Source organism: Acidaminobacter sp. JC074 (assembly GCF_022496765.1).
In the GTDB taxonomy this organism is placed as follows: domain Bacteria; phylum Bacillota; class Clostridia; order Peptostreptococcales; family Acidaminobacteraceae; genus JABXKX01.
Genome location: NZ_VANV01000015.1, coordinates 79201 through 104681 on the forward strand (window position 1 = coordinate 79201; position 25481 = coordinate 104681).

Here is a 25481-nt window from a genome sequence, read left to right on the forward strand (position 1 = left end):
AATCCCTTCCTAACCAGACCTATTGTATCATACTTAATGGCAAAAGCCCAGTCAGGGACTGGGCTAATCAATAGACTTAACTATTTCTAATACTTCTTTTTCTACTTTTGCAAGTTTTTCTAAGCAGTGTTCTCTTGTATCTCCTACTACTGAGAAGTAAACTTTAAGTTTTGGCTCAGTACCAGATGGACGAGCTGCAAACCACGAACCATCTTCTAGGTAGTACTTAAGTACATTTGACTTTGGAAGACCGTTGTCTACTTTACCCTCTTTACTGGTAATTGTTTGATCCAGACAATCCATTACCTTGTCCATCTCTAATCCTGCAACAGACTGAATTGGATTTTCTCTTAAAGAAGACATCACACGAGCAATCTTTTCTAAACCAGCCTTGCCTTCTAATACAATAGAAGTTAAGCTTTCTTGATAATAGCCAACCTTCTTATATAGACCATCTAAAACATCCATTAGCGTCTTACCTTGTTTTTTATATGTTGCAACCATTTCTACAACCAACATGGTTGCAATAACAGCGTCTTTATCTCTAACATGTGTACCAGCTAAGTAACCGTATGATTCTTCATAACCGAATAAGAATTGTTTTGAACCATCTTCATGTAACTTGATCTGCTCACCGATAAACTTAAAGCCAGTTAATGTACTCATAAGCTCAGCACCGTATGACTTGATGATTTTTTCTGCCATACCAGATGTTACAATTGTATTTACTAAAAATGGCTTTTCAGGCATGTCTTTTGTATTACCTAGTACATAGTCTACTAATAAGACACCTGTTTGGTTACCATTCAGCGCTACATAGTCACCTTCATGTTTAACAACCACACCGACTCTATCACAGTCAGGATCTGTTGCAATGACAACATCAGCATCTTTTTCTTTAGCTAATTCAATACCATATTCAAAGGCAGATACATCTTCAGGGTTTGGCGACTTAAGAGTTGAGAAGTTTGAATCTGCAACCATTTGCTCCTTAACAGGATAGAAATGCTTTAGACCTCTTCTCTTCATAATAAGCTCTATTGGTCTAGCACCTGTACCATGAAGTGCTGAATAAACAATCTTTAAGTCCTCAACTTCAGCTATAACATTAGGATCAATTGCAGCTGATTCAACCATATCTAAGTAGTCATTGTCTTGTTGTTCATCTAAATAAACCAATAAACCTTTTTCAATAGCCTCTTCTTTAGTCATATATTTTACTTCATCAAAAGACTGAATCTTATTTACTTCTTCTACAACCTTATCAGCATCTACAGGTAGTAACTGACAACCGTCATCACCATAAACCTTGTAGCCATTGTAAGCTGGCGGGTTATGACTTGCAGTAACAACAACACCAACTGAAGCATTTAAATGTCTAACTGCATAAGATAACTCAGGCGTGGATCTTAATGACTCAAATAAATAAGCTTTTACACCGTTTGCTGCAAATACTAGAGCTGTTTCAAGTGCAAACTCAGGTGACTTATGTCTACAGTCATGAGCAATAACAATTGAGTTTTCCTTGTATCTGTTTAAGGCAAAGTTACAGAAACCTTGACTTGCTTTTCTGATAACATATTCGTTCATTCTATTGGTACCAGCACCAATTGTGCCTCTCATACCACCTGTGCCGAACTCCATGTCTTTATAAAATCTTTCTTCGATTTCCTTTTCATCGTTTTCAATTGATTTAAGTTCTTGTCTAAACTCATCACTGAAATAATCATTATTTAACCATTCATTGTATTTTTTTTTATAATCCATGAAATCCTCCTCTTTCACTTGAAGCTATGACTTTGACACATCCTATTAAAACTTGGTCTTTAAAGGTATGTGTGTATAAGCCTAAAGACTTTAAAAACTTAATAAATGAGTCTCCCCAATCTCTGTGATGGTTCTCAAAACTCGATATCTTCTTCATGATTTGACTTGCTAGTTCATCCATGGTTAAAAGTTGATAACGATCAATGTCTAGAAGTTTTGCTACATATTCCAGTATGTAAAGTTCAATCATATTGTAGTCTGCATAGTCTGGAATATCTAAAAGATCCATCAACTTAGGAACAATCTTTTCAAATAAACATCGTTTGTAGGGAATCATTTTTATATTTAATATTGAAGCCAAAGATTCTACTTCTTCTTTAGAAAACTTATCCAGCATTTGATAAGTTTCTTCAGGTGACCATATATCTGTTATATAGTACCACTGTCCATAGTAGCCTCTTAAGGCTCTTAAAGCATCATAGTAACCCATCTTTAAATTACGTTCTATGATTTCTTTTCTAAACTCAATTGTGCCACCTGTATCATCAGATGGTCTTATATAGGTGATGTTGGCTGACTTATCTTTAACCTTTTGCTTTAATCCACGACCAAGAAGCTCTATGGCAATAATGTTCTTATAGCCATTATCTATTAAAAGGTTCACTGGCAGATTATCGTGAAAAGCACCATCAATAAATGACTTGCCAGAAAGCTTTTCCCTTTTAAAACCCGGCAAATAAGATGAGGCAATTAAAAACTCAATGAGTTTGCCTTCAGGAATCTCATCCAACATGATTTCAATAGACCTCATATCCGTTAAAGATACGGTCACCAAACCAAAGTCCATACCTCTGGCTCTGATTTTTTCTTCATCAATGTGGTCATAAAGTGTCTTTTTAAAGTTGGTTAAGTCCAGTCCTCCTGCAGCAAATGATTCTCTAAACTCTTTCATAAGTTTTCTGTAATCATCTACTTGACCAGTCTCCAGTGACTTTCTAAAAACATTTAAATTGTCTGGTATAAGATGTTCGGGTTTGATATTTTCCCAAAACTCATACATTTTTTCAATACCTTCTTGTACATAATAGGCACCATTAATCGAACCTATAGATGTGCCAGTAACACCACTTAATTCTATACCTTCTTCTTCAATGGCCTTTAAAGCACCAACATGGTAAGCCCCCTTAGAGCCACCACCTTCTAATGCAACACCGTACTTCATCTGAGTCCTCCAGTTTATATATATCCAAAATGATATTTGATAAACTTTTACGTAAACACATCAGTTTAAGTTTACCAAATCACATAGGTTTGTAAAGCAAAATCACCCTATTTTGTTACATCTGACATAGGAAAACCTTGTCCTATTTATTATTATAGTATGAATCGTTTTAAGATGAAGCTCTTACAGGAAATTTTATCTGTTTTGACCATAATATATTGCAAATAAAAAGAACCTGAATCAAGTTCCATTTAAAATTCAAAAAAAAATAACACTTACGTGTTATTCCTTGTCTACTACACCAAACATGATTTCACCCTTGCAAGCAACTTTTCCATCTACTCTTGCAATGGCATTACCTTTACCAATACCTCTTCTTACAGAGATAATTTCTACTTCAAGTTCAAGTACATCACCTGGCACAACTTGTTTTTTAAATCTAACACCATCGATACCTGCAAATAAAGCTAACTTGCCCTTAAACTCATCTGATGCTAATAAAGCAACTGCACCAACTTGTGCTAGAGCTTCTACAATTAAAACACCTGGCATAATGGGTTGTCCAGGGAAATGACCTTGGAAAAACGGCTCATTGAAAGTTACATTTTTAATACCAACTGCTTTTTTACCCACTTCCATTTCAACAATTTTATCAACTAATAAGAATGGATATCTATGTGGAATGATTTTTTGTATCTCTTGATTTGTAAGCATTGAAGCCTCCTCTGAATAGTTTACTTTCTCAACTATTATATCTATATTTGCCTTCGTGGTCAATTCTTTGATATTCAACTAATTTTATACCACAAAAAAACCAGTTCAACGAACTGGTCTAACCTTTTAATTCAAAAGAAGATACTTCCTCTTCCTCAACGTATTTTTCAAATTGCTCATAAATCATATCACCAATACCTATACCACCTGCCTGAGCCATTTGCTTGGTCATTTCTTCATCAAGCATCCCCTCAAAGGTTTTTTCAGCTTCACTCTTTTTAAAGATACCTTCTGATTCAGGAATAGAGTTTCTCATGGTCTTCATCATCATATTTAGAAAGACAGCTTCAAACTCATTGGCAGCTTTTCTAAGCTCACTTGTATCTCCAGTTTTTTTAGCTTCTTCTAAAAGTTTATCAAAATCTGTAGACGATACAGGCGCTTCTTGTTTAGATTGTTCTATTTGAGCGTTTGCTACTATTGCATCAACTTTCATAATTTCACCTATCTCTTAAGATTGTTAGCAAGTTCAGACATTTGGTCCGCTGTTTGGATAACTTTTGAAGACATCTCATATGCTCTCTGAGCTGTAATCAGATTAATCATTTCTTCTACGACTTGAACGTTTGATGTTTCAAGCATACCTTGTAGCACGCTACCAGCTGAGCCATCAGCAGGAGAAATAGCTATTCCAGATGCATTGGTTTCTTTAAATAAGTTACCACCAGCTGATTCTAAACCAGCAGGATTTGAAAACTTCATAAGTTGAATGATACCAACTGATTCTTCAGTACCATCAGTTCTCTTTACATTAACTTCTCCATCTTTAGATATAGAAACTTCAGCAACATCTTCGCCTAAAACGATATCACCAGCTTCACCTTGTAAAAAGGCACCTTCTGAGTTAACCATCTTAGTACCATTAGCAGTAACACTTGCCTTAAATGAACCATCTCTGGTATAGAAAAGGTTGTTGTTTTCATCTCTGATCTTAAAGAAACCAGGGCCGTCAATGGCTAAGTCATATGAATTGGAAGTCTGAGTAAAAGAACCACCTTCAAAGGATCTTAATGTAGCCGATAAAGCAACACCATTACCAACTTCCATAGCTGTTGGTCTACCTTCATCATTGGCGAAGTTTGATCGTCTGATTTGCTCGTATAATAGGTCTTTAAACTCTACTCTTGTTTTCTTAAAACCTGTTGTATTGACATTTGACAGGTTGTTAGAGATAGTATCTAAGTTAACCTGTTGTGCTTTCATACCTTGTGCAGCTGAATATAACGCTCTCATACTTCACTTCCTATTCTATAGTCTACCAATTTGATTAACAGCCTTATCAAGTGTCGAATCATATGCTGTTACCATTCTCTGATTGGATTCATACGTCCTATATAATTCCATCAATGTGATCATCTCTTCTAGATTGTTGGCATTGGATTTCTCAATGTAACCTTGTCTTACAGCAGCATCAAATTCATCTTCTGCTAAGTCAAAGCCTTCTTCATATACAAAATAACCAGAACCAACTTTTTCTAAGTCAAATGTATTTGTGATGTTGTGAAGCTGAAGTTTATCAACTGTCTCACCATCTACAATAACTTCACCAAACTGATTCACTTGGAAGTTATCGCCATCTATAATAATTGGACCATTGAGTCCAGTTACTGTAAAACCTTCCGTTGTTACCAACTCATTAAACTGATCTATCTTAAATCTACCATCTCTTGTATAAGCTGTACCGAAAGTTGTTTCTACTTCGAAGAAGCCTTTACCGTCTATGGCTAAATCAAATTCATAATCTGTTCTTTCAAGCTGACCTTGTTCAAACAAGGTTTCTGTTCTTTCTATTCTTACACCATGCCCCATGGTACCAATAACATTAGCGGCTGGTTTATAAACTATATTGTCAACGATTTCACCATCTACTAAGACATTACCTGAATCGTCAAAAGATACTTGACCATCACCTACTTGGATGTAGCCGTTTTGTCCGTAGACTCTGTGACCTTTGGTTGGATAAAGACTCTTATTACCGTCTCTGTAGAAGGTAGATAAATAACCTTCATCATCCACTCTTACTTCTGCTGAGTGGCTGTAATTCAGTTCAGTCTTACCATCCATCTTGATAAAGCCTTTTGGAGCATTTAAGAGAAACTTACCATCATACTCTGAAGCAGTAAAGCCATCGTTTGAATAATTGTAATTCTTAGATGTGCCACCACGTTTCATTACCAGTACTTCTTCAAATGATTCAGATAATGCTTCATCTTTTTTAAATGCAATTGTATCTACGTTGGCTAAGTTGTTACTCACCACATCTATTCTTCTAGCATTAACTGACATTGCCGAACCGGCAGTATATAAACCTCTAAGCATGACATTCTCCTTTACTACTAATAGTATCGGACGAAAACACATTTTTCTTAATAAAAAAAGCAATTTATCTTTCGATAAACTGCATATTTTTTAGTATTTATTCTTTTTAGAAGTTCTTCTGCCAGGTTGAGCGGTTGTTTGCTCAATCACATCGAAGTGTTCAAGGGATAATCCAGTACCTTTAGCTACACATGAAACAGCATCTTCAGCAATATAAGTTGGAATACCCATACGCTTTTCAACAAGCTTGTTCAGACCGTGCAGTAAAGCCCCGCCTCCTGTCATAACAATACCTCTTGAAGAGATATCTGACGCCAGTTCAGGTGGTGTCTTTTCAAGTACAGCATGTACAGCATCACAAACAGCATTTACAGGCTCTTTTAAAGCATCTAACATTTCATCACTTGTCACTGTAATATTCTTAGGAAGACCTGTTATCAAGTCACGTCCTCTACAATCCATTTTAATTGACTTGCCTCTAGGTGAAGCAGTACCAATGTTAATCTTTAGTTCTTCAGCAGTTCTCTCACCAATTAAGAGATTATGAGCTTTTCTCATATACTTGATGATAGACTCATCAAACTTATCACCTGCTACCTTGATCGACTTGCTAACAACGATACCACCTAAAGAGATAACAGCAATATCTGTTGTACCACCACCGATATCGATGATCATGTTACCATCTGGCTTAGTAATGTCAAGTTCAGCACCGATAGCTGCCGCAATAGGCTCTTCTATTAAGAAAGTCTTCCCGCCACCTGCATCAACTGTTGCTTCAAGTACAGCACGTTTTTCAACTTCTGTAACACCACTTGGTACACATACAATTGTCTTAGGTCTGAAGAAACGTCTCTTACCACATGTTTTATTGATAAAGTAACGAAGCATTCTTTCAGTTACTTCATAATCAGAAATAACACCATCTTTAAGAGGTCTGATCGCAACAATGTTACCTGGTGTTCTACCAAGCATTCTTCTTGCTTCTGAACCAACGGCTAACACTTTATCGGTATTTCTGTCAATCGCAACAACAGAAGGTTCTTGTAATACAATTCCCTTCCCCTTTATATATACCAAAACACTTGCTGTACCTAAGTCTATACCAATCTCAGCGCCTAATCCTAACATTTATTACTCCTTACTATATGTAGACAAATCATCACAATTTGTTAAATTCAATACTTACTATCTTATTGTACAATATAAAACGGTCTAAAGAAAAGTATTTTTGATTTTTTTTAATAGAAAATGAAGAAAATTATAAATCGTCCCACTTATAGGCATTTCAACAGGTCTAGAATTTACCATTTAGTCAGAAAATACAGTAAACTTCTCAATATGTAAGCAAAAAAAATAGGAAGATTAACTTCCTACTCTCTCAATATTGACACCAATACCTCTTAACTTTTCTTCAAACAAATCATAACCTCTATCAATGTGATAAATATTATGAATTGTCGTCGGGCCATCTGCAACTAAAGCCGCAATAACAAGGGCTGCACCCGCTCTTAAATCCGTTGCCTTTACATTGGCACCTTCTAAGGCAGATCCACCTTGAATAATAGCACTGTGACCTTCTACTTTAATTTGTGCACCCATTAGAGAAAACTCAGTTGCATGCATAAATCTATTTTCAAATATTGTTTCTGTAATTGTACCAACACCCTCAGCAACAGACGAAAGGGCCATAAATTGAGCCTGCATATCTGTTGGGAAACCTGGGAATGGTAACGTCTTAATGTCAATGGCATTTAATTGACCACTTGATTTCACATGGATATCTTCATCAAATACATCCACTTCACAGCCAGCTTCTTGAAGTTTAGCAACAACCGCTTTTAAGTGATTTGGCATAACGTTTTTAACCATAACATCACCACCAGCAACTGCAGCAGCAACCATATAAGTACCTGCTTCAATTCTATCTGGTAAAACCATGTGTCTTGTACCACCAAGTGACTCAACACCCTTGATTCTAATTGTATCTGTACCGGCACCCTTAACATTGGCACCCAACTTATTTAAGAAGTTCGCCAAGTCTGTTAACTCAGGCTCTTTAGCAGCATTTTCAATTGTTGTAACACCTTCTGCTAAAACTGCAGCCATCATGATGTTTTCAGTCGCACCAACAGATGGGAAGTCTAAGTAGATTGTATCGCCTACTAACTTTTCTGCATAACCTTCTACACAACCATGCGTCTGCTTAACATCTACACCAAGTGCTGCAAAACCTTTAAGGTGTAAATCAATCTTTCTTTCACCAATAGCACATCCACCAGGCTGTGCAAGTCTAGCTTGACCTGTTCTACCTAATAAAGGTCCCATGGTTACAATCGAAGCTCTCATTCTCTGAACCAATTCGTAAGGAGGCTCTGTCTTTAATTCTTTCGCTGGTGTAATGGTCATCTCATTTCTCTTCGTCCACTCAACACCCATACCTAATGCAACCAAGATCTCAGCCATTACTCTAACATCTTGTAGATTAGGAACATTTTCTATCACACAAACATCTTCTGCTAATATTGAAGCAGCCATTAATTTTAAAACCGAATTCTTAGCCCCACTGATTAATACTTCACCATGAAGTGGGCCACTCTTTCTTACCACCAATTTATCCAATTGGAGTCCTCCTATCTCATAAAACGTGTATACAACATACAATTATATACTATTTTTCGATGTGATTCAAGGTAACTTCCAATCTTTAGAAAGTTTGATATTTCAACTAGTTCACAGGATACATTATGTGATGAGTTATATTACATTTATGGTTTAAGAAAATGAACAAAGGCACCACTTATCTCATAGGTTGTTACACCAGATATTAGTGTCTGATATGCTTCTGAAGAAACTCGATTCCTTAAGACATCAGGTAAATCATTATAGCTGATTCCTGTAGAAATCATTAAATGAGCGTTTTCATGTATAAACTTTTCAGGATTCTCTTGTAAATGATTATAAATACCGAAAAAAGAAAGATTAACATTAGGGTAATACTTGTCTAAAACTAAATCAAAGTTGTCTCGATTATCAAAAGCATAATATACCTCATCATCCGAATTTAATCGTAATTCACGCCCCATATTAAGCATATCTCTTTCATTTGTCTCAGCTTTGTCAGCCAGTCTTTTGATTTCAGATGTTATGTGACTGCCATATGCATCATAGATTTCAAACACTTTCAATGAAAAATTTCCGTAGTAATGATAAACATCATTTGTCTTAGAATCAAAGTTATCTGATTTTACAAACTGATCAAAATACTTATGATCAGTAATAAGCCATTGTTCTGAAATCTTTTGAAGCGTTTCATAGAAATCATAATCGGCAGTTTTATGAAAAACTATAAAATTTCCCATCACAGGTTGCCTATTAAAGTTCATACCACCTGCTATATCAACATTGACCCAGCGATTACCTAAGTAAACATAAGACATGACATGATTACTTCCAAAGTCATCTAAGCCTCTTAACCAAGCATTTCTAACGCTTTTATTTGAAAAATTGTCAGCCTGATCCACCCTTAGTTGGTACAATGATTGGTGTTTACTTCCCTCTTCATCGTGAAGTTTACCTGTATCAATGGTTGTTGCAATCGGCATCACCTTTGCTGGAATACCCAGCGCTTGAAAAACTGAAGCATAGAACTCTGAAGTACCAGAACACGAACCATGAGCCCGTTGATAAAACATTTCTTTACTAGAGCTTGTTAAATCAAGCAAATCCTGTTTGGTCCATTTTTAGCCAGTATATGCCTCAAAGTCCTTTGTTGTTATATCCAAGGTTGCCTCGATTTCCTGAGTAACTTTTGGTCTTTTATCTAATATTAAGGGATTGATTACGGCTTTCCCATCTACAAATGAAGTGTACCAGTCATACATATGATAACCTGTTTCCGTTATATCACTAAACTCAGAAATATAACCTTCATCCCCTTTGTAATCTTCCATTTCAAAAAAATAAAGAATACTAAAAATCAAGTCCTGATCAGACATTGTATCAGGATCGATACTATTTTCCTTTAACAAGGCAATCAGATCGTCTCTATACTTCTCATCCCAGTCATTTGTTAAACCAGGTTGTATACCATTCATAATCTCTTCATTATCTTCTTTATAGTTCTTATTAGCCACAAGTGTTTGATCTAGCTTATGATAAGGATAAATAATCAGTTCTATATCAGCATAATCTTTTGTTTCTTCTAGAAGTTTCATATCCTGCTCTATATGGCTCTCAATAAAGTCTAAATCATAAGGTGCCAGTAATCGAACTTGTAATTTTATCACATAAGTGTATTCAGTTCTCTCTAACCAGTCTCCATCTAACAAGCCATCTCCATCAGTATCGGCTAAAACGGGATCAGTAAAATTTCTATAAATTTCATAATAATCACTTATACCATCTTTGTCATAATCATAGGTTTCACTTAACCTATTCACTTCCAGGATAACTTCATCACAAGCATTGTAATATCTAATTATCTCATTTAAAGGATACTTTTCAGATTCAATAAGCTTTCTAATTGCAAGTCTTTTAGCCATAGGAACTGCATTAATCATCTTATCAAACACTACATAAGCCATTTCTTTTGTTGCAGTCCCCTTAGGAGAAAACTTATTCTCTCCCATACCACTTAACAAACCTTCACCACTACAAATACTAACACCTTTTTTAGCCCATGATGATATTGCTGCCTCATCAACATAAGAATGGCCACCTTCACCTAATTCAATTTGACACAATTCTAAAGTATTGACTAGAAGAACTGCCATTTGTTCTCTGGTTATCGAAGCTGATGGATCAAACTTGCCATCTCCTACACCTGATGAAATTCCTACTGTAGCGGCTTTTACAGCCATGATATCATTTGTATCTAAAAATACTATTGAAGCATCCACTTTTATTTCACCCTTATATAACTCATAGAAATGCACCATTAAAGAGGCAAACTCCAATCTTGTAATATAGTCCTGATAAGAAGAAAAGATTGATTCATCAACAACCTCAAAATTCTTTAGCTCCTCTATGGCTTCTTCAGCCCATGAGCTAGGTTCTTCCGCATAAACATTCAAACTCAGACTTAACATACCAGCTATAATTAATAAGATAATCCTTTTCATTTCCACCTCCAATTATTTCTTACCTTATTTTAACTTTTTTAACCCAAAAATCTATAGTGCACCTTGCACGATAGTCTCTTGTAAAATATAATTCTTATTAGGGGGGGAGCACATGAAATCAACTAAACGCTTAGAAGAAATTTTAACTACGACAGATAACTTAAATACGTTCCTTGAGTCTAATAAGATTAACTTTATCGACAGTAATTTCGTAGATTTAATGAAAGTACATATAGACAATCAGACATTTTCCAAATATCAGATTCTAAATGATGCTCATATCGACTTAAATTACGGTTATCAAATTCTCAACGGAAGAAGAAAGCCTCACAGAAATAAAGTCATACAACTTGGACTTGCCATGCTCTTACCACTTAAAGAAACACAAGAGTTACTTTCATCATCTTCTAACAGCAGACTTTACATAAGAGATCGAAGAGACGCGATTATCATGTATGCCATAGATCAACAGCTTGGTGTCATGGAAACTGAAAACTTACTAAACGATCAAAATGAAAAAACACTCATCGAAAACGATTAAAACTCGTTAACGATGAGTATTTTTATACCCTTTCCAGATTCGAATTGATAAGAAAATGATAAAAAATCATCAGGTTTAAGATTATTATATGCATTTTCATCAATTAACTCTTTAAAAGCTGATGGCAAATCATAATAAGGATTTTTACTAGAGTATATGTAAACATCACATGTTCTTTCTAGCCATTTCATATCATCCGCATCAGAAGGACCCATTTTATTGATATGTCTATCACCAAAAAGTTCTTTTATCTTATCATATATTGGATCCTCTTTAGCACCTATAGCATATATCCATTCATAATCATAAATAATCATATCCTTATAAATAACATGATTGGAAGGTTCATATTCAACTTCTTCTATAAGAGAATCCACAACTTCGGCAGACTGATCATTTATAAACGTGCCCAAAAGTAACGTAGCTAAAACGATACATGTTCCTGTTAAAAAAAATAGTCGCCTCGTGTTACCACGCCTGTGTTTAGTCAGAGCTTTCATCATCTTTTCAATACTTTGATATCTGTCTTTTGGATTAAAAGCAAGCGCCTTATTCACCATCTTTTCAAAGTTTTTTGAAACATTAGAGGTACTTAGTGGCTCTTTATCCGGTGTTTTACCAGTTATCAAGTAATACATGGTAGCACCAATATTATAGATGTCTGTTCTTTCATCTGTTTGCTTAAAACCATACTGTTCTGGTGCTGCAAAACCGCTCGTTCCAATCAATACAGTATCTGTAGAATTCTCTTCCTTAAACAATCTTATACTTAAGACATCGATTAAGATAACTTGGCCAGACTTTGTATAAATAAAATTAGATGGTTTAATATCTCTTATTATAATGGAATGCTTATGAAGATGATCTACAATCTCAAGCATCCTTTCTAGAATCATAAGTAAATCCGACTCGATCATAGGCCTTGACGACAGGTCATCAAGTGTTATCCCTTCTAGATAGGGTTTAATGATGTAGATATCCTCTCCATCTATGATGTAATCCTCAATTGTGACGATATTAGGATGGCTGATGCCTGTAATTTCTTTAATTATTTCCTCGGAAAAATAATCTCTAAAGCCTTTTACGTGTTTTAGAATATATTTTTTCTTTGATTCAACCAAGTAAACACTTGAACCCAAAGATTGAGATAGAGTCTTGACATGTTCTACTTCATTTAAAATGGTCTTACTGAATAAGTCACTAGATAGTTTATCGTATATACTGTTCTCAAACATAATGCTCCTAAAGAATAAGAAACCCGAAGGTTTCTTAAATTATATCTTATATGTGCTAAGCTCTTTACTGAACTCAGTTGTTAACTCTTTAAAGTCTGAAATGTTTGTACCAAGTTCTTTGATTTGATCAGTATAGATACTTACATTAGCAGAAACTTGCTCAGCAGAAGCAGAGTTTTCTTCTGCAATGGCTGCAAGAGATTCAATGTTTGTAAAGACACTTGTAATCTTATCTGTTTCACTCATGAGCTTGGCAGATGTCTTAACCATAACATCAGCAACTTCTTTAATCGTCGCCTTAGCTTCAGATGACTCATCTACAGCTTTAGATAACTGCTCATTTTCACCTGCAAGTACGTTGTACTGCGTATCTACATCACTTACTAGATCTTCAATCTCACCTACAAACTTTGATAAAGAATCATTGATTTGCTCTACAGCATGACCTGTTTCTTCTGAAAGCTTTCTTACCTCTTCAGCAACAACTGCAAAACCTCTACCAGCTTCACCTGCTCTTGCCGCTTCAATAGAAGCATTTAAGGCTAGTAAGTTTGTCTGTTCAGATATACTTGATACCATAGATACAATTTCAGTAATATTTCTTGCACTCGATTGTAGACTCATACCATTTTCTTTAACAACCTCAAACTTCTGAAGAACTAGGTTGATTTCGTCCGCTGTCTTTTCCACATGTGAGAAAGAGACATCTATTTTTTCTACCGATGCTTCAAGTAGATCTTTATTTTTATTTTCTTCATCAGCAATCACTTTAACTTCTTCAATGTTTTCACTAAGTGTGTTAATAGAAGCTTCTGTTTCATGCGCTTGGTTTGTTGCAGCTTCTGCAAGTTGCTCAACAACATCAGAAATCTCATCTGACGTTACAGACATGTTTTCAGCAATGCCACCTAAACCATCAGAGAAAGTATTCATTTCATCTGACATATTGTTAAAGCCAACAAAGTTTCTTCCGTTAGATTCTTTATACTTGTTGATCTTATCAAACATCAACTCATAAACATCACCAGACTTAACAACCGTCTTATGACTATAATCATGCTTTAATAACTGGTCTAATTCGTCGAATAAATAAGTTATAGGACGATGAATCAGCTTAGACAGTATAAAGGTCGTCACCGCACTAACACCCGCTGTAAGAAGTACTGTGGTCATATCAATAGCATCCACAAATAAACTTACAGGAATCATTGGAATAAGAGTTAATACAGCTGAGAATAAAGCCACCTTCATACTCGTTGATTTAATAAAACCAAGTGTCAGTAATCTATTTAACTTATAATTTCTAATGATTTTTGTTTCATATTCAAATGTCAACTCAAGCTCTAAAGTATCAGCAGTTCTCGTGAGTTCTTTGACTTGAATTTTTTCATTAAAGTGCTTTTGTACACCTTCTAATAAGCCTAAGAAGTATGGGAACATACCACGTTTAGACCTATATGTAAATCTTGCTTTATTGCCTGTTAAAGGCTCCATATCAAGTCCCGGAGGATTTGCCCCTGTAAATCTTTTTCTTACAATCTGATGGACATCATTCATTGAACTTAAAAAATGAAATGCATGTTCATGTCTAAAGAATGCTGGATAATCTGCACTGAATGTCAAAATATTATCCATACCAATCTTATTCCAAACTGTATCATAAGAATCACCTGTTAAAGAAGAGATCTTTTTAACAAAATCAAATACCTTGTTATCATCTACATCTACTAGTGGTGAAAATGTGCCATTCCCAGTAAAACCAGCCTTCATTAAAGCTTCGTCTACTTTTGAATCATCATAAACTTTTCTACATGTTTTTACCCAAGTTGAAACTACTGTACCTTTCACTCTATCACACTCCTTCTGTACAAGGATACCCAATATATGTGCATCTACAACTATTATAGACTATTTTTATAAAAAAAATAAGTCTTTTATAAAGTATACTTAAAAAGTCTAATTTTATTCGACCTAAAAAACAGCCCCTATAAATAGGGACTGCTTAGTTTTTTATAAATTTGAATGATCCATTGACTTACCAGAAAGTCTGATACGGTTCATAGCACGTTCCATAGAAACCTTAGCTCTTAGAATATCTAAGTCATCATAAGGATCCTCAAGACGCTTAGCAGCTCTATCAGCAGAGTCTTTGGCACGATTAACATCAATTTCATCTGCCCATTCAGCAGAATCAGTAATAACAATCACACGCTCAGAATCTATGGTTAAGAACCCACCTGAACAAGCAGCATCTCTAAACTCTCCATCAATTTTTACTCGAATTGCACCAACAGAAACTGGCGCGACAACTGGTTCATGATCTTTCAAAATACCGATATCACCTTCAGTTGTTCTGACAATTGCCATTTCAACTTCACCTTCAAAGAAATTCTTATCTGGTGTAACAATCTCTAGTAAATAAGTACGCATAAAGATCCACCTTCCTCTTATAGAGTTTTAGCTTTTTCTAAAGCGTCCTCGATAGTACCTACTAATAGGAATGCTTGCTCTGGAACATCATCATGTAAACCATCAAGAATTTCCTTGAAACCACGGATTGTTTCTTTGATAGGTACATATTGACCTGGTGTACCAGTAAATTGCTCAGCAACTGAGAATGGCTGAGATAAGAATCTCTCAACTCTTCTAGCTCTAGAAACAACTTTCTTATCTTCATCAGATAATTCATCCATACCTAAGATAGCGATGATATCTTGAAGTTCTTTGTATCTTTGAAGAATCTCTTGAGTTCTTCTAGCTACAGCGTAATGCTCAGCACCAACTACATCTGGTGTTAAGATACGAGATGATGAATCAAGTGGATCCACCGCTGGGTAGATACCCTTAGCAGAAATAGCTCTGTTCAGTACTGTCTTTGCATCAAGATGGGCAAATGTAGTCGCTGGAGCAGGGTCAGTAAGGTCATCGGCAGGTACGTAAATAGCCTGTACCGATGTGATTGAACCCTTCTTAGTTGAAGTGATTCTCTCTTGTAAAGCACCCATGTCTGTAGCAAGTGTTGGCTGGTAACCAACGGCAGATGGCATACGACCAAGAAGTGCCGATACCTCTGAACCTGCTTGTGTAAATCTAAAGATGTTGTCGATGAATAGAAGTACGTCTCTACCCTCTGCATCTCTAAAGTACTCAGCCATAGTAAGACCAGTAAGCGCAACTCTCATTCTCGCTCCTGGTGGCTCGTTCATCTGACCGAATACCAATGTTGTTTTATCGATAACGCCTGACTCAATCATTTCATGATACAAGTCATTACCTTCTCTTGTTCTCTCACCAACACCAGCAAATACTGATAAACCACCATGCTCTTTTGCGATGTTGTTGATTAATTCCTGGATAAGTACTGTTTTACCAACACCTGCACCACCGAATAAACCGATCTTACCACCCTTAGCATATGGAGCAATTAAGTCAACTACTTTGATACCTGTTTCAAAGATCTCAGTAGATGTTTCTTGTTCCTCAAAGCTTGGTGCTAATCTATGAATTGACCATTTTTCACTTTCAATTTGGTCTTTGTTATCTATTGTCTCACCTAATACGTTGATCAGTCTGCCTAATGTTTTAGGACCAACTGGCACAGAAATAGGTTGACCTAGTGCAGTACATTCCATACCCCTAACTAATCCGTCAGTAGAACTCATCGCGATTGCTCTTACAGTTGTATCACCAACGTGCTGTGCAACCTCTGCAACGATTCTATTATCACCATTGATAATCTCAATAGCATCTAGGATGTTAGGTAATGAAGATGCATCGAACTTGATATCAAGTACCGGTCCGATTACTTGCACAATTTTACCTTTTGCTTGTGACATTTAAACACATCCTTCCAATATTATTTAAGCGCTTCTGCACCACCAACGATCTCTGTGATCTCTTGAGTGATAGCAGCTTGTCTTGCCTGGTTGTAAGATAAAGTTAAATCGCCGATTAAATCGTCTGCATTGTTAGATGCATTTTCCATCGCAACACGTCTAGCCGCTTGCTCTGCAGCAGCAGACTCAATCAAACCACCATATACGGTAGATGATACATACTTAGGAATGATAAAACTTAATACCTCTTCAGGAGAAGGTTCGTAAGTAATAAATTCATACTCATCTGCTTCTACCTCTTCTTTTTGTACCCCGCGACTCTCTACAGGTAATAATTTAAGCATTTCAGGCTCTTGGCTGATTGTACTGATAAACTTAGAGTAAACGAATTTAATTTCATCTACCTTTTCTTGTTTATATAGATTCAGTGCTAGTCTACCAATTGCTTGTGCATGAAGGAATTCTGGTTTTTCAGAAATACCTTCAAATGCTTCATAAACCTCGAAACCGTTATTTCTAAAGAAACTGCCGGCTTTACGACCAATTGTCACGATAACAGCTTTACTTGGGTCATCTATATCCTTGATAGCTTCCTTAATAGCATTGACGTTGTAACCACCACAAAGGCCTCTGTCACCTGTGATGACAATATAAAGAGTTTTTCTAACCTCTCTTTTAGTTACAAAGTCATGCTTTAAGCTTTTCTCGCTCTCAATGATACTTTGTACTGCATCTAAAACAGTTTCAAAGTAAGATTTTGTCAAGTTCATTCTGTCTTTCGCACGTTTCAACTTGGCAGTAGATACAAGTTCCATCGCTTTGGTAATTTGTCGGGTGTTGTTAACACTTTTAATTTTACGCTTTATATCGCGTGTTCCCATACCTGCCATATTTACCTCCGTTACTAGTTACGGATCTCGAACTTCTCTTTAAACTTAGCAATCGCCTCGTCTAATAATCCTTCGGTTTCTTTTTCTAGTTTACCTGTATCACGGATTGTACCAGCAATTTTTGGATAGTTTTCATCTGTAAATCTAATTAATTCAGATTCGAAACGCTTAACATCTTCTACTGGAATATCCATTAAATATTTATTGATTACAGCATAAATGATGATTACCTGGTGCTCCATTGACATTGTGTCATTTTGGTTCTGCTTAAGGATTTCCATTAATCTTTCACCATGCTTAAGTGTATTTTGAGTAGCTTGATCAAGTTCTGAACCGAACTGAGCAAATGCTGCAAGCTCACTGTACTGAGCTAACTCAATCTTGATCTTACCAGCAACTTTTTTCATTGCCTTCGTTTGAGCAGCACCACCAACTCTTGATACAGAGATACCAGCGTTTACCGCAGGTCTTTGACCAGAGTTGAATAATTCTGCCTCAAGATAGATCTGACCATCTGTGATTGAGATAACATTAGTTGGGATATACGCAGATACGTCACCCGCTTGAGTCTCGATGATTGGAAGTGCTGTGATTGAACCACCACCACACGCATCACTTAACTTAGCAGCTCTCTCAAGTAATCTTGAGTGAATGTAGAATACATCACCTGGGTATGCCTCACGGCCTGGTGGTCTCCTAAGTAGTAATGACATGGCACGGTAAGCAACCGCGTGCTTAGATAAATCATCGTAAATGATTAAAACGTCTTTACCAGCATACATAAATTCCTCAGCCATCGTTACACCTGCATATGGTGCGATGTATTGTAATGGCGCTGGATCTGATGCTGATGCCGATACGATGATCGAGAAGTCCATTGCACCAGCTTCTTCTAATGTTTTAGAGATCTGTGCAACCGTTGATTTCTTTTGACCAATTGCTACATAAATACAAATTGTATCTTGTCCCTTTTGGTTAATAATCGTGTCAGTAGCGATAGTTGTTTTACCAGTCTCTCTGTCACCGATGATTAACTCTCTTTGACCTCTACCGATTGGAATCATTGAGTCAATCGCTTTGATACCCGTTTGTAGGGGTTGGAATACCGATTGTCTTTCGATGATACCAGACGCATTTTGCTCGATAGGTCTAAATTTATCAGTTTTAATTGGACCCTTGCCATCAAGTGGCTGTCCAAGTGAGTTTACAACTCTACCAATTAGGTTGTCACCTACTGGTACTTCCACAATACGGCCAGTACTCTTAACCATATCGCCTTCTCTGATTTCATTATCTGGACCAAGAAGTACTGCACCAACACTGTCTTCTTCCAAGTTTAGAGCCATACCATAAACTTCGCCAGGGAATTCTAATAATTCACCCGCCATACATTTTTCTAGGCCATGGACTCTTGAGATACCGTCACCAACTTGAATAACTGTACCTACATCATCTACTTGGAGTGTGTTTGAATACCTCTTGATTTGCTCTTTAATTACTGAGCTTATTTCTTCAGGTCTTAAATTCATGTTTATTATCACTCCTATTAAACTAGATTATAATTTCTGCCAACTCATGCTTTAGATTGTCAAGCTTGTGCTTTACAGAACCATCTAAAACTTGATCACCTACTTTTACAACTAGTCCACCCATAATATCTGGATTGATTACATTATCAATTGTCACAGTTTTACCTGTCACGTTACTAAGCTTTGCTTCTAAAGCTTCAATTTCGTTTGCCTCAAGGGGAATCACCGATTCTACTCTAGCAACGACAAGTCCCTTTTCTTCGTCAACGAGAACACTTAAGTCATCGTAAACTTCACGAATTACGTCACTTCTCTTTTTATCCACTAGAATTTTAAAGAAGTTTATCAAAGTCTCTGAAACTTTCTCACCGAAGGTTTCAACTAATATATTCTTTTTATCTTCTACTGCAATTTTTGGAGATTTAACGATTTCTAAAAATTCAGGGAATTCATCAAACGAATCCTTGACAAACTCGTATTCAGCTAAAATTTGATCTACCATTTGCCCCTCTACTGCTAATTCGAATAGAGCTTTAGCATATGTTTTAGATACTAATTTTGCCATTTCGTCTCCCCTACTTCATCTAGGAACTTACCAATCAACTGTTTATGTTGATTCTCATCAATGTCTTTTTCAAGAACTTTTGAAGCAGCTAAAAGTGATAATGAAACAATATCTTCCTTAAGCTCATTAACCGCTTTTTGCTTTTCTCTTTCGATTTCCTTTTCTGCTCGCTTCTTAATTAATTCTGCCTCTTTCTCAGCGTCTTTAATTATTTCAGATGCCCTCTGTTCAGCCTTGGTAGAAGCCTCTCTAATCATAACTCTACCTTTTTCTTCGATTTCATCTAACTTGCTGTTATAATCAGCAATTAGCTTTTCAGCATCTTCATTTTTATTTTTCGCATCATCCAATTGATCATCAATCATATTTTGACGCTTCTCAATCATGTCCTTAACTGGTTGGAATAAGAAGTGTCTTAATACTAAGAATATAACAATCGTATTAACAATCTGAAAAACAAGCGTTGCATCTAGGTTAACCAATCCCAATATAGTGCCCGCTTCATAAGGCTCTGCACCCGTTAAAGCTAATGCACCTATTAAATTAGATACCATCTGTTACGCCTCCTTATGTTATACTACATTACTTCCAAGAATTTTCCGATTAATGGATTTGCAAATAATAAGATGATTGCTACTACTAAACCGTAGATACCAGTTGTCTCTGCTACTGCAGCACCTAATAACATAGTTCTTACGATATCACCTTGAGCTTCAGGTTGTCTACCAACACCCTCTGCACCTTTACCAGCAGCGTAACCCTGACCAATACCAGGACCGATACCTGCGATCATTGCTAAACCAGCACCGATTGCTGAAGCAGCTAAAATTAATGCCTTACCGTTAGTTGCAACATCTGCAGCATTACTCATTGTTTCTTTTAACATCTCTGTGTCCTCCTCAAAATTATGTAACTATTGTGGTATAAAATTCGCAAATAAATTAGTATACATCAGAACCATTGAAATAATTAGGGCATAAATACCAGTTGTCTGTGCAACTGCTTGACCTAAAAACATAGTTCTCATAATCAACGCTTGAAACTTAGGTCTTTTACCTACAGCTTCTGTTGCTTTACCAGCAGCGTAACCTTGACCGATACCAGGGCCGATACCAGCAATCATTGATAAACCTGCACCAATTGCAGCACCTACCAAGACTAAATCAAACGCGCTACCGTTAACCTTGTCTACAAGTGGATTAGCAAACATTAAGATGATTGCTACAACAAGTGCTAAAATACCAGATGTCTCTGCTACTGCAGCACCTAATAACATTACCATCGTAGACGATTTGTTTTGTGGATTTCTCGCAATGGCTTCTGCGCCTTTTCCGGCAGCAAAACCTTGTCCAATACCAGGACCTATACCTGCAATCATGGCAAGGCCAGCACCAATAGCTGAAGCAGCGAGAACCACACTTCGTGGATCTTGTTCAAAGAACCACTCCATAATGACTTTTAAGATATCTAAATCTGTAAACATGTGTCTCACCTTTCTTAGTCACTAGCCAATGAAACGAATACCATCGTTAACATACCAAAAATAAATGATTGCAACAGTCCTGCAAATAGATCAAAATACATATGAAGTATTGCTGGAACAGGTATTAGTGAGAACCAACCCAGTGCTTGATACACTAGAGTCATGATGATCAAACCACCAAGAATGTTACCGAATAAACGGAAACTTAATGAAATCGGCGTTGCAATTTCACCCATAATGTTAATTGGTAGTAAGAATGGCATCGGCTCTAAGAAACCTTTTAAATAGCCACCTACACCTTTTGCCTTGATGCCTGTAAAATGGATCAAGAAAAATGTGATTAAGGCTAAACCGAGTGTCGTATTTAAATCCGATGTCGGTGGTCTCAATCCTAATAAACCAGAGATATTTGCAAAACCTACAAGCAATAACAATGTACCGATATACGGTGAGAAATGCTTAAACTGTTTACCCATAGTTGATTCAGTTAAATTGTAGATACCATCAACGATAGTCTCAGCAATCACTTGCTTTTTACCAGGTTTGATTTTCATACCTCTTGTTAAGAAAATAGATAAACCAAATAGTACCAGCATTATGAACCATGTAGTTGTAACAGTCTGCGTAACCGGAATCCCTCTTTCACCAAATGGGATCACGAAAATTATCTCAGGACCATTCACTTTCCTTACACCTCCTTTCCTCTTATGATATTTTTGTAAAACTGTTTATCGTTAAAAAGATTTGTTATCATGATTGACATTTTGATTAACAACATCCCTAACACGGTACCGATTATATGAATATGCGGTGTCACCACTGCTACATATAAAACAATACCATTCATGACAAATCTCATGAAATACTTCCGGACTGTATAGGCCTGAGCTTTTCCGGGGTTCTTAAGAACTGCCCGCTGAAGGGTCATACTCAAATCTATAAATCCTAGCATCCCAATCGATGCGCCAAATACTAAACCAATAATTAGACTGAATGCATCCTGGTTAAAGAATGCGATAAAGATGAGTGACGCTAAAATTGTCAGAATAATTACCCACTTCATTATGCCATACGTTAATGTTTTAATTGATTCCATGTTTACTCCCTCGAATTCGGTTTGTAGTCTTCCTGACGTTCCTTTTCATTGTCTTTAGCAGCTTTCATAACAAACTTATACAAGTTTAAAAAAGCACTAGATACCCCTAAGAAAATACCAACCATTAGAATCCATGGTGATGAACCTAATTTTTCATCAGCCCAGTTTCCAAAATAAACCCCTAATAGAATCGGTGTTAACATAATAAATGCGACTTGTGATATGTAGGTCAAATTCTTAATCGCTTTAAAGTCCATCTTTACTCCCGTCTATACCCCATAACATGGTTTCATATCCATGTTTTGTTAGGGACCAAATCGTCCCATCAAAAAAGTGTACAATTAAAGGGGTACTTCTACCCCTATTTATTACATCATTTCTTTAAGATTCTCATCTATAGATAATGTTGCTTCTGTAACCGCCTGAATGTCTTCTACAGTAAATTGAGGATTATATTCTGTTAAAACTAAACCTTTATCCGTTACCTTCATCACACCCATTTCAGTTACAATCAAATCTACAACACCTACAGCTGTTAAAGGCAGATTACATTCTTCGAATATCTTTACTGCCCCTCTTGCTGTATGCTCCATTGCAACAATAACTTTCTTTGCACCTGTTACCAAGTCCATCGCACCACCCATGCCCGGTACCTTTTTACCAGGAATCATCCAGTTAGCCAAGTTCCCCTTTGCGTCTACCTGTAATGCTCCTAATACCGTACAATCTAAGTGACCGCCTCTGATAATAGCAAATGACATTGCACTATCAAATATTGCTGCACCTTTTAATAATGTAACTGGCTGACCGCCAGCATTTGTTAAATTTTTATTTTCCTCGCCTTCTTCAGGCGCAGGACCCATACCGATGAAGCCATTCTCTGAATGGAAAGTCACATCGATATTTCCCGGTACATAATTTGCTACTAATGTAGGCAAACCAATACCTAAGTTTACAAGGTCACCATCTTTAAATTCCTTAGCAACTCTTGTAGCGATAATCTTACGAATTTCTTTCTTATCCATTTTGGCCTCCTTTCACAATCATATCTACAAAGATATGTGGTGTGTGAACAAAGTTAGGATCTAAATCGCCAACTTCTACGATTTCTTCTGCTTCAACAGCAACTGTATCTGCAGCCATAGCCATCAATGGGTTAAAGTTTATTGCTGAAAGATCATAAACTAAATTACCTTTTTTATCTGCTTTACTAGCATGCAAAATTGCTAGGTCAGCTTTTAAAGGCTCTTCAACTAAATACTTTCTACCTTTAATTTCAATTGTTTGTTTGCCTTCTTCTACAATCGTACCAACACCTGTTGGTGTAATCACACCACCAAGTCCAGCACCTGCAGCTCTAACTTGCTCTGCAATTGTACCCTGTGGTGTTAAAATCACTTCAATCTCGCCTTCATTCATTTGACGACCAGTTTCAGGATTTGTACCGATGTGAGAAGTTATGACTTTTTTTACTTGCTTACTTGCAATCAGTCTGCCAACACCCTTGTCTGGAAAACTTGTATCATTACAAATAACAGTCAGATTCTTGGTACCTTTTTCAATAATTGCATCAAGAATAGATTCTGGTGCACCGCAGCCTAAAAATCCAGCTACCATAAGTGTCATGCCATCTTCTAATTTAGCAATTACTTGATCTACAGTTGAAATTTTATTCATACTGTCCTCCTATACATTATATATCCTAGTTAGAAGCCACTTACAGTCATATAGGTGTCCTAAGTCTATTAGACGTAACCTTGTCAATCTGCGAAAGACAATGTTATACAGTCAGCTTCCTCTACTGAAATAGGATATCATATTTTGACCACTTTATGAATAACAAGTTCCTGTTTTTTTACGAAAAAAACCAGAAAACTCGTAAAAATACAAGCTTTTCTGGATGTTGGTATACAAAAGGACAATTCTACAGTTTATAATAGGATTTTATTGCCTTAATTGTATTCTCTACAGCATGCCCATCTCCATATGGATTCACAGCATTACTCATAGCATTATATGCATTTGAATCAAGAATTAGCTCACTCGCTAAGTCATAAATTCTTTCTTCTTCTATTCCAGCTAATTTAACTGTACCTGCTTCAATGGCTTCTGGTCTTTCAGTTTCTTTTCTTAAAACCAGTACTGGTTTACCAAGTGCAGGTGCTTCTTCCTGAAGGCCACCTGAATCGGTCATAATCATGTAAGATCTATCTTGTAAATTGGCAAATTGAACATAATCAAGTGGCTCAATTAGATGGACCTTATCCATGTTTTTAAATACTTCATTTGCGATTTCACGAACTTTAGGATTAAGATGAATCGGGTATATGACTCTGACGTCATGATCTTCAACTAGACGCTTAATCGCTGAAAAGATATTTCTCATAGGTTCACCAAGATTTTCTCTTCTGTGAGCCGTCATGGTAATCACTTTTTCATTCTCAAAATCTACATTATCTAAAAAGTCATGACCAAACTCATAGTCTTTAGAAATCACCATTTTTAGAGCATCAATTACTGTATTACCTGTTAAGGCGATTTTCTCTTCTGAAATACCTTCTTTTAAAAGGTTGTTCTTGTTTGACTGAGTTGGTGAAAAATGTAGATCTGCGATACGCCCTGTCAGGGACCTGTTCATTTCCTCTGGAAACGGCGACCATTTGTCAAAGGTTCTAAGACCAGCCTCAACGTGACCCACATCTATTTGATTGTAAAAGGCAGCTAAAGCGCCTGCAAATGTTGTAGAAGTATCACCATGAACCAAGATCATATCTGGCTTAATTTCCTTTAACAATTCTTCTATACCATTTAAGATGTTAGAAGTAATCTGAGTTAAAGATTGGTTTTGCTTCATGATATTCATATCATAATCAGGCTTTACATCAAAAACTTCTAATACTTGGTCTAACATTTCTCTATGCTGAGCAGTCACAAGTACAACTGACTCTAAATCTGGGTCATTTTCTAATCCCTTTACCAAAGGGCACATTTTAATGGCTTCTGGTCTTGTACCAAAAACCGACACGATTTTTTTCTTCATAATAAGCTCCTTTACTAGCCATTAAAAGATACCATATCAAAAGAGCAGATTCAAACAATCT

At 36.4% G+C, this 25481-nt stretch carries 27 protein-coding genes and 1 pseudogene; 1 reads left to right on the plus strand and 27 read right to left on the minus strand.

The genetic code is table 11. From position 1 onward, the window contains the following. Positions 1 to 63: 63 nt before the first annotated feature. The 10 genes from EZV73_RS17260 to EZV73_RS17305 all read right to left on the minus strand — a co-directional run bounded on the left by EZV73_RS17260 (position 64) and on the right by EZV73_RS17305 (position 11205). Positions 64 to 1767: a phospho-sugar mutase gene (locus EZV73_RS17260; RefSeq protein WP_240841655.1), complete on the minus strand. Its 1704-nt coding sequence runs from the start codon at positions 1765 to 1767 to the stop codon at positions 64 to 66. Next, positions 1757 to 2989, minus strand: a complete 1233-nt coding sequence (locus EZV73_RS17265) for a patatin-like phospholipase family protein (protein WP_240841656.1) — start codon at positions 2987 to 2989, stop codon at positions 1757 to 1759. The genes EZV73_RS17260 and EZV73_RS17265 overlap by 11 nt, the downstream gene beginning before the upstream one ends. 282 nt (positions 2990 to 3271) lie before the next feature. Then, positions 3272 to 3703 (minus strand): 3-hydroxyacyl-ACP dehydratase FabZ, encoded by a 432-nt coding sequence (gene fabZ / locus EZV73_RS17270; protein WP_240841657.1) that lies wholly within the window; start codon positions 3701 to 3703, stop codon positions 3272 to 3274. 118 nt (positions 3704 to 3821) lie between these two features. Then, the gene (locus EZV73_RS17275) at positions 3822 to 4199 is read right to left on the minus strand and encodes a rod-binding protein (protein WP_240841658.1); all 378 of its coding nucleotides are present in this window, start codon (positions 4197 to 4199) and stop codon (positions 3822 to 3824) included. 8 nt (positions 4200 to 4207) lie between these two features. Next, positions 4208 to 4996 (minus strand): flagellar basal-body rod protein FlgG, encoded by a 789-nt coding sequence (flgG, locus tag EZV73_RS17280; RefSeq protein WP_240841659.1) that lies wholly within the window; start codon positions 4994 to 4996, stop codon positions 4208 to 4210. A gap of 15 nt (positions 4997 to 5011) precedes the next feature. Further along, positions 5012 to 6082, minus strand: coding sequence for a flagellar hook-basal body protein (locus EZV73_RS17285; protein ID WP_240841660.1), 1071 nt, complete (start codon positions 6080 to 6082; stop codon positions 5012 to 5014). A gap of 90 nt (positions 6083 to 6172) precedes the next feature. After that, positions 6173 to 7213, minus strand: a complete 1041-nt coding sequence (locus EZV73_RS17290; RefSeq protein WP_240841661.1) for a rod shape-determining protein — start codon at positions 7211 to 7213, stop codon at positions 6173 to 6175. Between the two features lie 234 nt (positions 7214 to 7447). Continuing rightward, positions 7448 to 8704 carry a UDP-N-acetylglucosamine 1-carboxyvinyltransferase gene (murA, locus tag EZV73_RS17295; protein ID WP_240841662.1) on the minus strand — a complete coding sequence of 419 codons (1257 nt, stop codon included), beginning with the start codon at positions 8702 to 8704 and terminating at the stop codon, positions 7448 to 7450. A 146-nt stretch (positions 8705 to 8850) separates the two neighbouring features. Continuing rightward, a complete protein-coding gene (locus EZV73_RS17300) occupies positions 8851 to 9777 on the minus strand; it encodes a transglutaminase domain-containing protein (protein ID WP_240841663.1) in 927 nt (308 codons plus the stop codon). 48 nt (positions 9778 to 9825) lie between these two features. Beyond that, positions 9826 to 11205 carry an S-layer homology domain-containing protein gene (locus tag EZV73_RS17305; RefSeq protein WP_240841664.1) on the minus strand — a complete coding sequence of 460 codons (1380 nt, stop codon included), beginning with the start codon at positions 11203 to 11205 and terminating at the stop codon, positions 9826 to 9828. Positions 11206 to 11317: 112 nt separating this feature from the next. Here EZV73_RS17305 and EZV73_RS17310 point away from each other — a divergent pair, with 112 nt between their 5' ends. Next, positions 11318 to 11746, plus strand: coding sequence for a hypothetical protein (locus tag EZV73_RS17310; RefSeq protein WP_240841665.1), 429 nt, complete (start codon positions 11318 to 11320; stop codon positions 11744 to 11746). Here EZV73_RS17310 and EZV73_RS17315 read toward each other — a convergent pair. From EZV73_RS17315 to wecB, 17 genes and pseudogenes are all read right to left on the minus strand, one after another. Further along, positions 11743 to 12981, minus strand: a complete 1239-nt coding sequence (locus EZV73_RS17315; RefSeq protein ID WP_240841666.1) for a serine/threonine-protein kinase — start codon at positions 12979 to 12981, stop codon at positions 11743 to 11745. The genes EZV73_RS17310 and EZV73_RS17315 overlap by 4 nt on opposite strands. Positions 12982 to 13020: 39 nt before the next feature. Next, positions 13021 to 14829: a heme NO-binding domain-containing protein gene (locus tag EZV73_RS17320; RefSeq protein WP_240841667.1), complete on the minus strand. Its 1809-nt coding sequence runs from the start codon at positions 14827 to 14829 to the stop codon at positions 13021 to 13023. 162 nt (positions 14830 to 14991) lie between these two features. Further along, on the minus strand, positions 14992 to 15411 hold the full coding sequence (gene atpC / locus EZV73_RS17325; RefSeq protein WP_240841668.1) for an ATP synthase F1 subunit epsilon: 420 nt from the start codon (positions 15409 to 15411) through the stop codon (positions 14992 to 14994). A 17-nt stretch (positions 15412 to 15428) separates the two neighbouring features. Continuing rightward, complete coding sequence (gene atpD / locus EZV73_RS17330; RefSeq protein ID WP_240841669.1) at positions 15429 to 16817, minus strand: F0F1 ATP synthase subunit beta; 1389 nt, start codon at positions 16815 to 16817, stop codon at positions 15429 to 15431. 20 nt (positions 16818 to 16837) lie between these two features. Further along, positions 16838 to 17707 carry an ATP synthase F1 subunit gamma gene (gene atpG / locus EZV73_RS17335; protein ID WP_240841670.1) on the minus strand — a complete coding sequence of 290 codons (870 nt, stop codon included), beginning with the start codon at positions 17705 to 17707 and terminating at the stop codon, positions 16838 to 16840. 14 nt (positions 17708 to 17721) lie between these two features. Continuing rightward, the gene (gene atpA, locus EZV73_RS17340) at positions 17722 to 19236 is read right to left on the minus strand and encodes a F0F1 ATP synthase subunit alpha (RefSeq protein WP_240841671.1); all 1515 of its coding nucleotides are present in this window, start codon (positions 19234 to 19236) and stop codon (positions 17722 to 17724) included. 22 nt (positions 19237 to 19258) lie between these two features. After that, positions 19259 to 19801, minus strand: a complete 543-nt coding sequence (locus EZV73_RS17345; protein WP_240841672.1) for a F0F1 ATP synthase subunit delta — start codon at positions 19799 to 19801, stop codon at positions 19259 to 19261. Then, the gene (locus EZV73_RS17350) at positions 19789 to 20355 is read right to left on the minus strand and encodes a F0F1 ATP synthase subunit B (RefSeq protein WP_240841673.1); all 567 of its coding nucleotides are present in this window, start codon (positions 20353 to 20355) and stop codon (positions 19789 to 19791) included. Before EZV73_RS17350 ends, EZV73_RS17345 begins: the two co-directional genes overlap by 13 nt. Before the next feature lie 23 nt (positions 20356 to 20378). Beyond that, complete coding sequence (atpE, locus tag EZV73_RS17355; RefSeq protein ID WP_240841674.1) at positions 20379 to 20687, minus strand: ATP synthase F0 subunit C; 309 nt, start codon at positions 20685 to 20687, stop codon at positions 20379 to 20381. A 27-nt stretch (positions 20688 to 20714) separates the two neighbouring features. Continuing rightward, positions 20715 to 21011: an ATP synthase F0 subunit C gene (gene atpE / locus EZV73_RS29000; protein WP_369123964.1), complete on the minus strand. Its 297-nt coding sequence runs from the start codon at positions 21009 to 21011 to the stop codon at positions 20715 to 20717. A gap of 3 nt (positions 21012 to 21014) precedes the next feature. Beyond that, a pseudogene (locus tag EZV73_RS29005) lies at positions 21015 to 21284 on the minus strand (ATP synthase Fo subunit C); the annotation flags it as partial. A 14-nt stretch (positions 21285 to 21298) separates the two neighbouring features. Continuing rightward, positions 21299 to 21967, minus strand: coding sequence for a F0F1 ATP synthase subunit A (locus tag EZV73_RS17365; protein WP_240841676.1), 669 nt, complete (start codon positions 21965 to 21967; stop codon positions 21299 to 21301). A 5-nt stretch (positions 21968 to 21972) separates the two neighbouring features. Next, positions 21973 to 22380, minus strand: coding sequence for an ATP synthase subunit I (locus tag EZV73_RS17370; protein ID WP_240841677.1), 408 nt, complete (start codon positions 22378 to 22380; stop codon positions 21973 to 21975). A 2-nt stretch (positions 22381 to 22382) separates the two neighbouring features. Then, a complete protein-coding gene (locus EZV73_RS17375; protein ID WP_240841678.1) occupies positions 22383 to 22637 on the minus strand; it encodes an AtpZ/AtpI family protein in 255 nt (84 codons plus the stop codon). A gap of 111 nt (positions 22638 to 22748) precedes the next feature. Beyond that, the gene (locus tag EZV73_RS17380; protein WP_240841679.1) at positions 22749 to 23405 is read right to left on the minus strand and encodes a 3-oxoacid CoA-transferase subunit B; all 657 of its coding nucleotides are present in this window, start codon (positions 23403 to 23405) and stop codon (positions 22749 to 22751) included. Further along, the gene (locus tag EZV73_RS17385) at positions 23398 to 24057 is read right to left on the minus strand and encodes a CoA transferase subunit A (protein WP_240841680.1); all 660 of its coding nucleotides are present in this window, start codon (positions 24055 to 24057) and stop codon (positions 23398 to 23400) included. Before EZV73_RS17385 ends, EZV73_RS17380 begins: the two co-directional genes overlap by 8 nt. 247 nt (positions 24058 to 24304) lie before the next feature. Next, positions 24305 to 25420, minus strand: coding sequence for a non-hydrolyzing UDP-N-acetylglucosamine 2-epimerase (gene wecB, locus EZV73_RS17390; RefSeq protein WP_240841681.1), 1116 nt, complete (start codon positions 25418 to 25420; stop codon positions 24305 to 24307). Positions 25421 to 25481 lie beyond the last annotated feature (61 nt).

Bases quoted from the DNA above. Each gene is read 5' to 3' on its own strand.
- EZV73_RS17385 (WP_240841680.1), bottom strand. From the start codon at position 24,057: ATGAATAAAATTTCAACTGTAGATCAAGTAATTGCTAAATTAGAAGAT.
- EZV73_RS17345 (WP_240841672.1), bottom strand. From the start codon at position 19,801: ATGGCAAAATTAGTATCTAAAACATATGCTAAAGCTCTATTCGAATTA.
- EZV73_RS17370 (WP_240841677.1), bottom strand. From the start codon at position 22,380: ATGGAATCAATTAAAACATTAACGTATGGCATAATGAAGTGGGTAATT.
- fabZ (WP_240841657.1), bottom strand. From the start codon at position 3,703: ATGCTTACAAATCAAGAGATACAAAAAATCATTCCACATAGATATCCA.
- atpA (WP_240841671.1), bottom strand. From the start codon at position 19,236: ATGAATTTAAGACCTGAAGAAATAAGCTCAGTAATTAAAGAGCAAATC.
- flgG (WP_240841659.1), bottom strand. From the start codon at position 4,996: ATGAGAGCGTTATATTCAGCTGCACAAGGTATGAAAGCACAACAGGTT.
- atpD (WP_240841669.1), bottom strand. From the start codon at position 16,817: ATGTCACAAGCAAAAGGTAAAATTGTGCAAGTAATCGGACCGGTACTT.
- atpE (WP_369123964.1), bottom strand. From the start codon at position 21,011: ATGTTTGCTAATCCACTTGTAGACAAGGTTAACGGTAGCGCGTTTGAT.
- atpC (WP_240841668.1), bottom strand. From the start codon at position 15,411: ATGCGTACTTATTTACTAGAGATTGTTACACCAGATAAGAATTTCTTT.
- wecB (WP_240841681.1), bottom strand. From the start codon at position 25,420: ATGAAGAAAAAAATCGTGTCGGTTTTTGGTACAAGACCAGAAGCCATT.
- EZV73_RS17265 (WP_240841656.1), bottom strand. From the start codon at position 2,989: ATGAAGTACGGTGTTGCATTAGAAGGTGGTGGCTCTAAGGGGGCTTAC.
- EZV73_RS17290 (WP_240841661.1), bottom strand. From the start codon at position 7,213: ATGTTAGGATTAGGCGCTGAGATTGGTATAGACTTAGGTACAGCAAGT.
- EZV73_RS17305 (WP_240841664.1), bottom strand. From the start codon at position 11,205: ATGAAAAGGATTATCTTATTAATTATAGCTGGTATGTTAAGTCTGAGT.
- EZV73_RS17315 (WP_240841666.1), bottom strand. From the start codon at position 12,981: ATGTTTGAGAACAGTATATACGATAAACTATCTAGTGACTTATTCAGT.
- EZV73_RS17285 (WP_240841660.1), bottom strand. From the start codon at position 6,082: ATGCTTAGAGGTTTATATACTGCCGGTTCGGCAATGTCAGTTAATGCT.
- atpE (WP_240841674.1), bottom strand. From the start codon at position 20,687: ATGTTAAAAGAAACAATGAGTAATGCTGCAGATGTTGCAACTAACGGT.
- EZV73_RS17375 (WP_240841678.1), bottom strand. From the start codon at position 22,637: ATGGACTTTAAAGCGATTAAGAATTTGACCTACATATCACAAGTCGCA.
- EZV73_RS17310 (WP_240841665.1), top strand. From the start codon at position 11,318: ATGAAATCAACTAAACGCTTAGAAGAAATTTTAACTACGACAGATAAC.
- EZV73_RS17260 (WP_240841655.1), bottom strand. From the start codon at position 1,767: ATGGATTATAAAAAAAAATACAATGAATGGTTAAATAATGATTATTTC.
- EZV73_RS17380 (WP_240841679.1), bottom strand. From the start codon at position 23,405: ATGGATAAGAAAGAAATTCGTAAGATTATCGCTACAAGAGTTGCTAAG.
- EZV73_RS17275 (WP_240841658.1), bottom strand. From the start codon at position 4,199: ATGAAAGTTGATGCAATAGTAGCAAACGCTCAAATAGAACAATCTAAA.
- atpG (WP_240841670.1), bottom strand. From the start codon at position 17,707: ATGGCAGGTATGGGAACACGCGATATAAAGCGTAAAATTAAAAGTGTT.
- EZV73_RS17300 (WP_240841663.1), bottom strand. From the start codon at position 9,777: ATGTTTTATCAACGGGCTCATGGTTCGTGTTCTGGTACTTCAGAGTTC.
- EZV73_RS17350 (WP_240841673.1), bottom strand. From the start codon at position 20,355: ATGGTATCTAATTTAATAGGTGCATTAGCTTTAACGGGTGCAGAGCCT.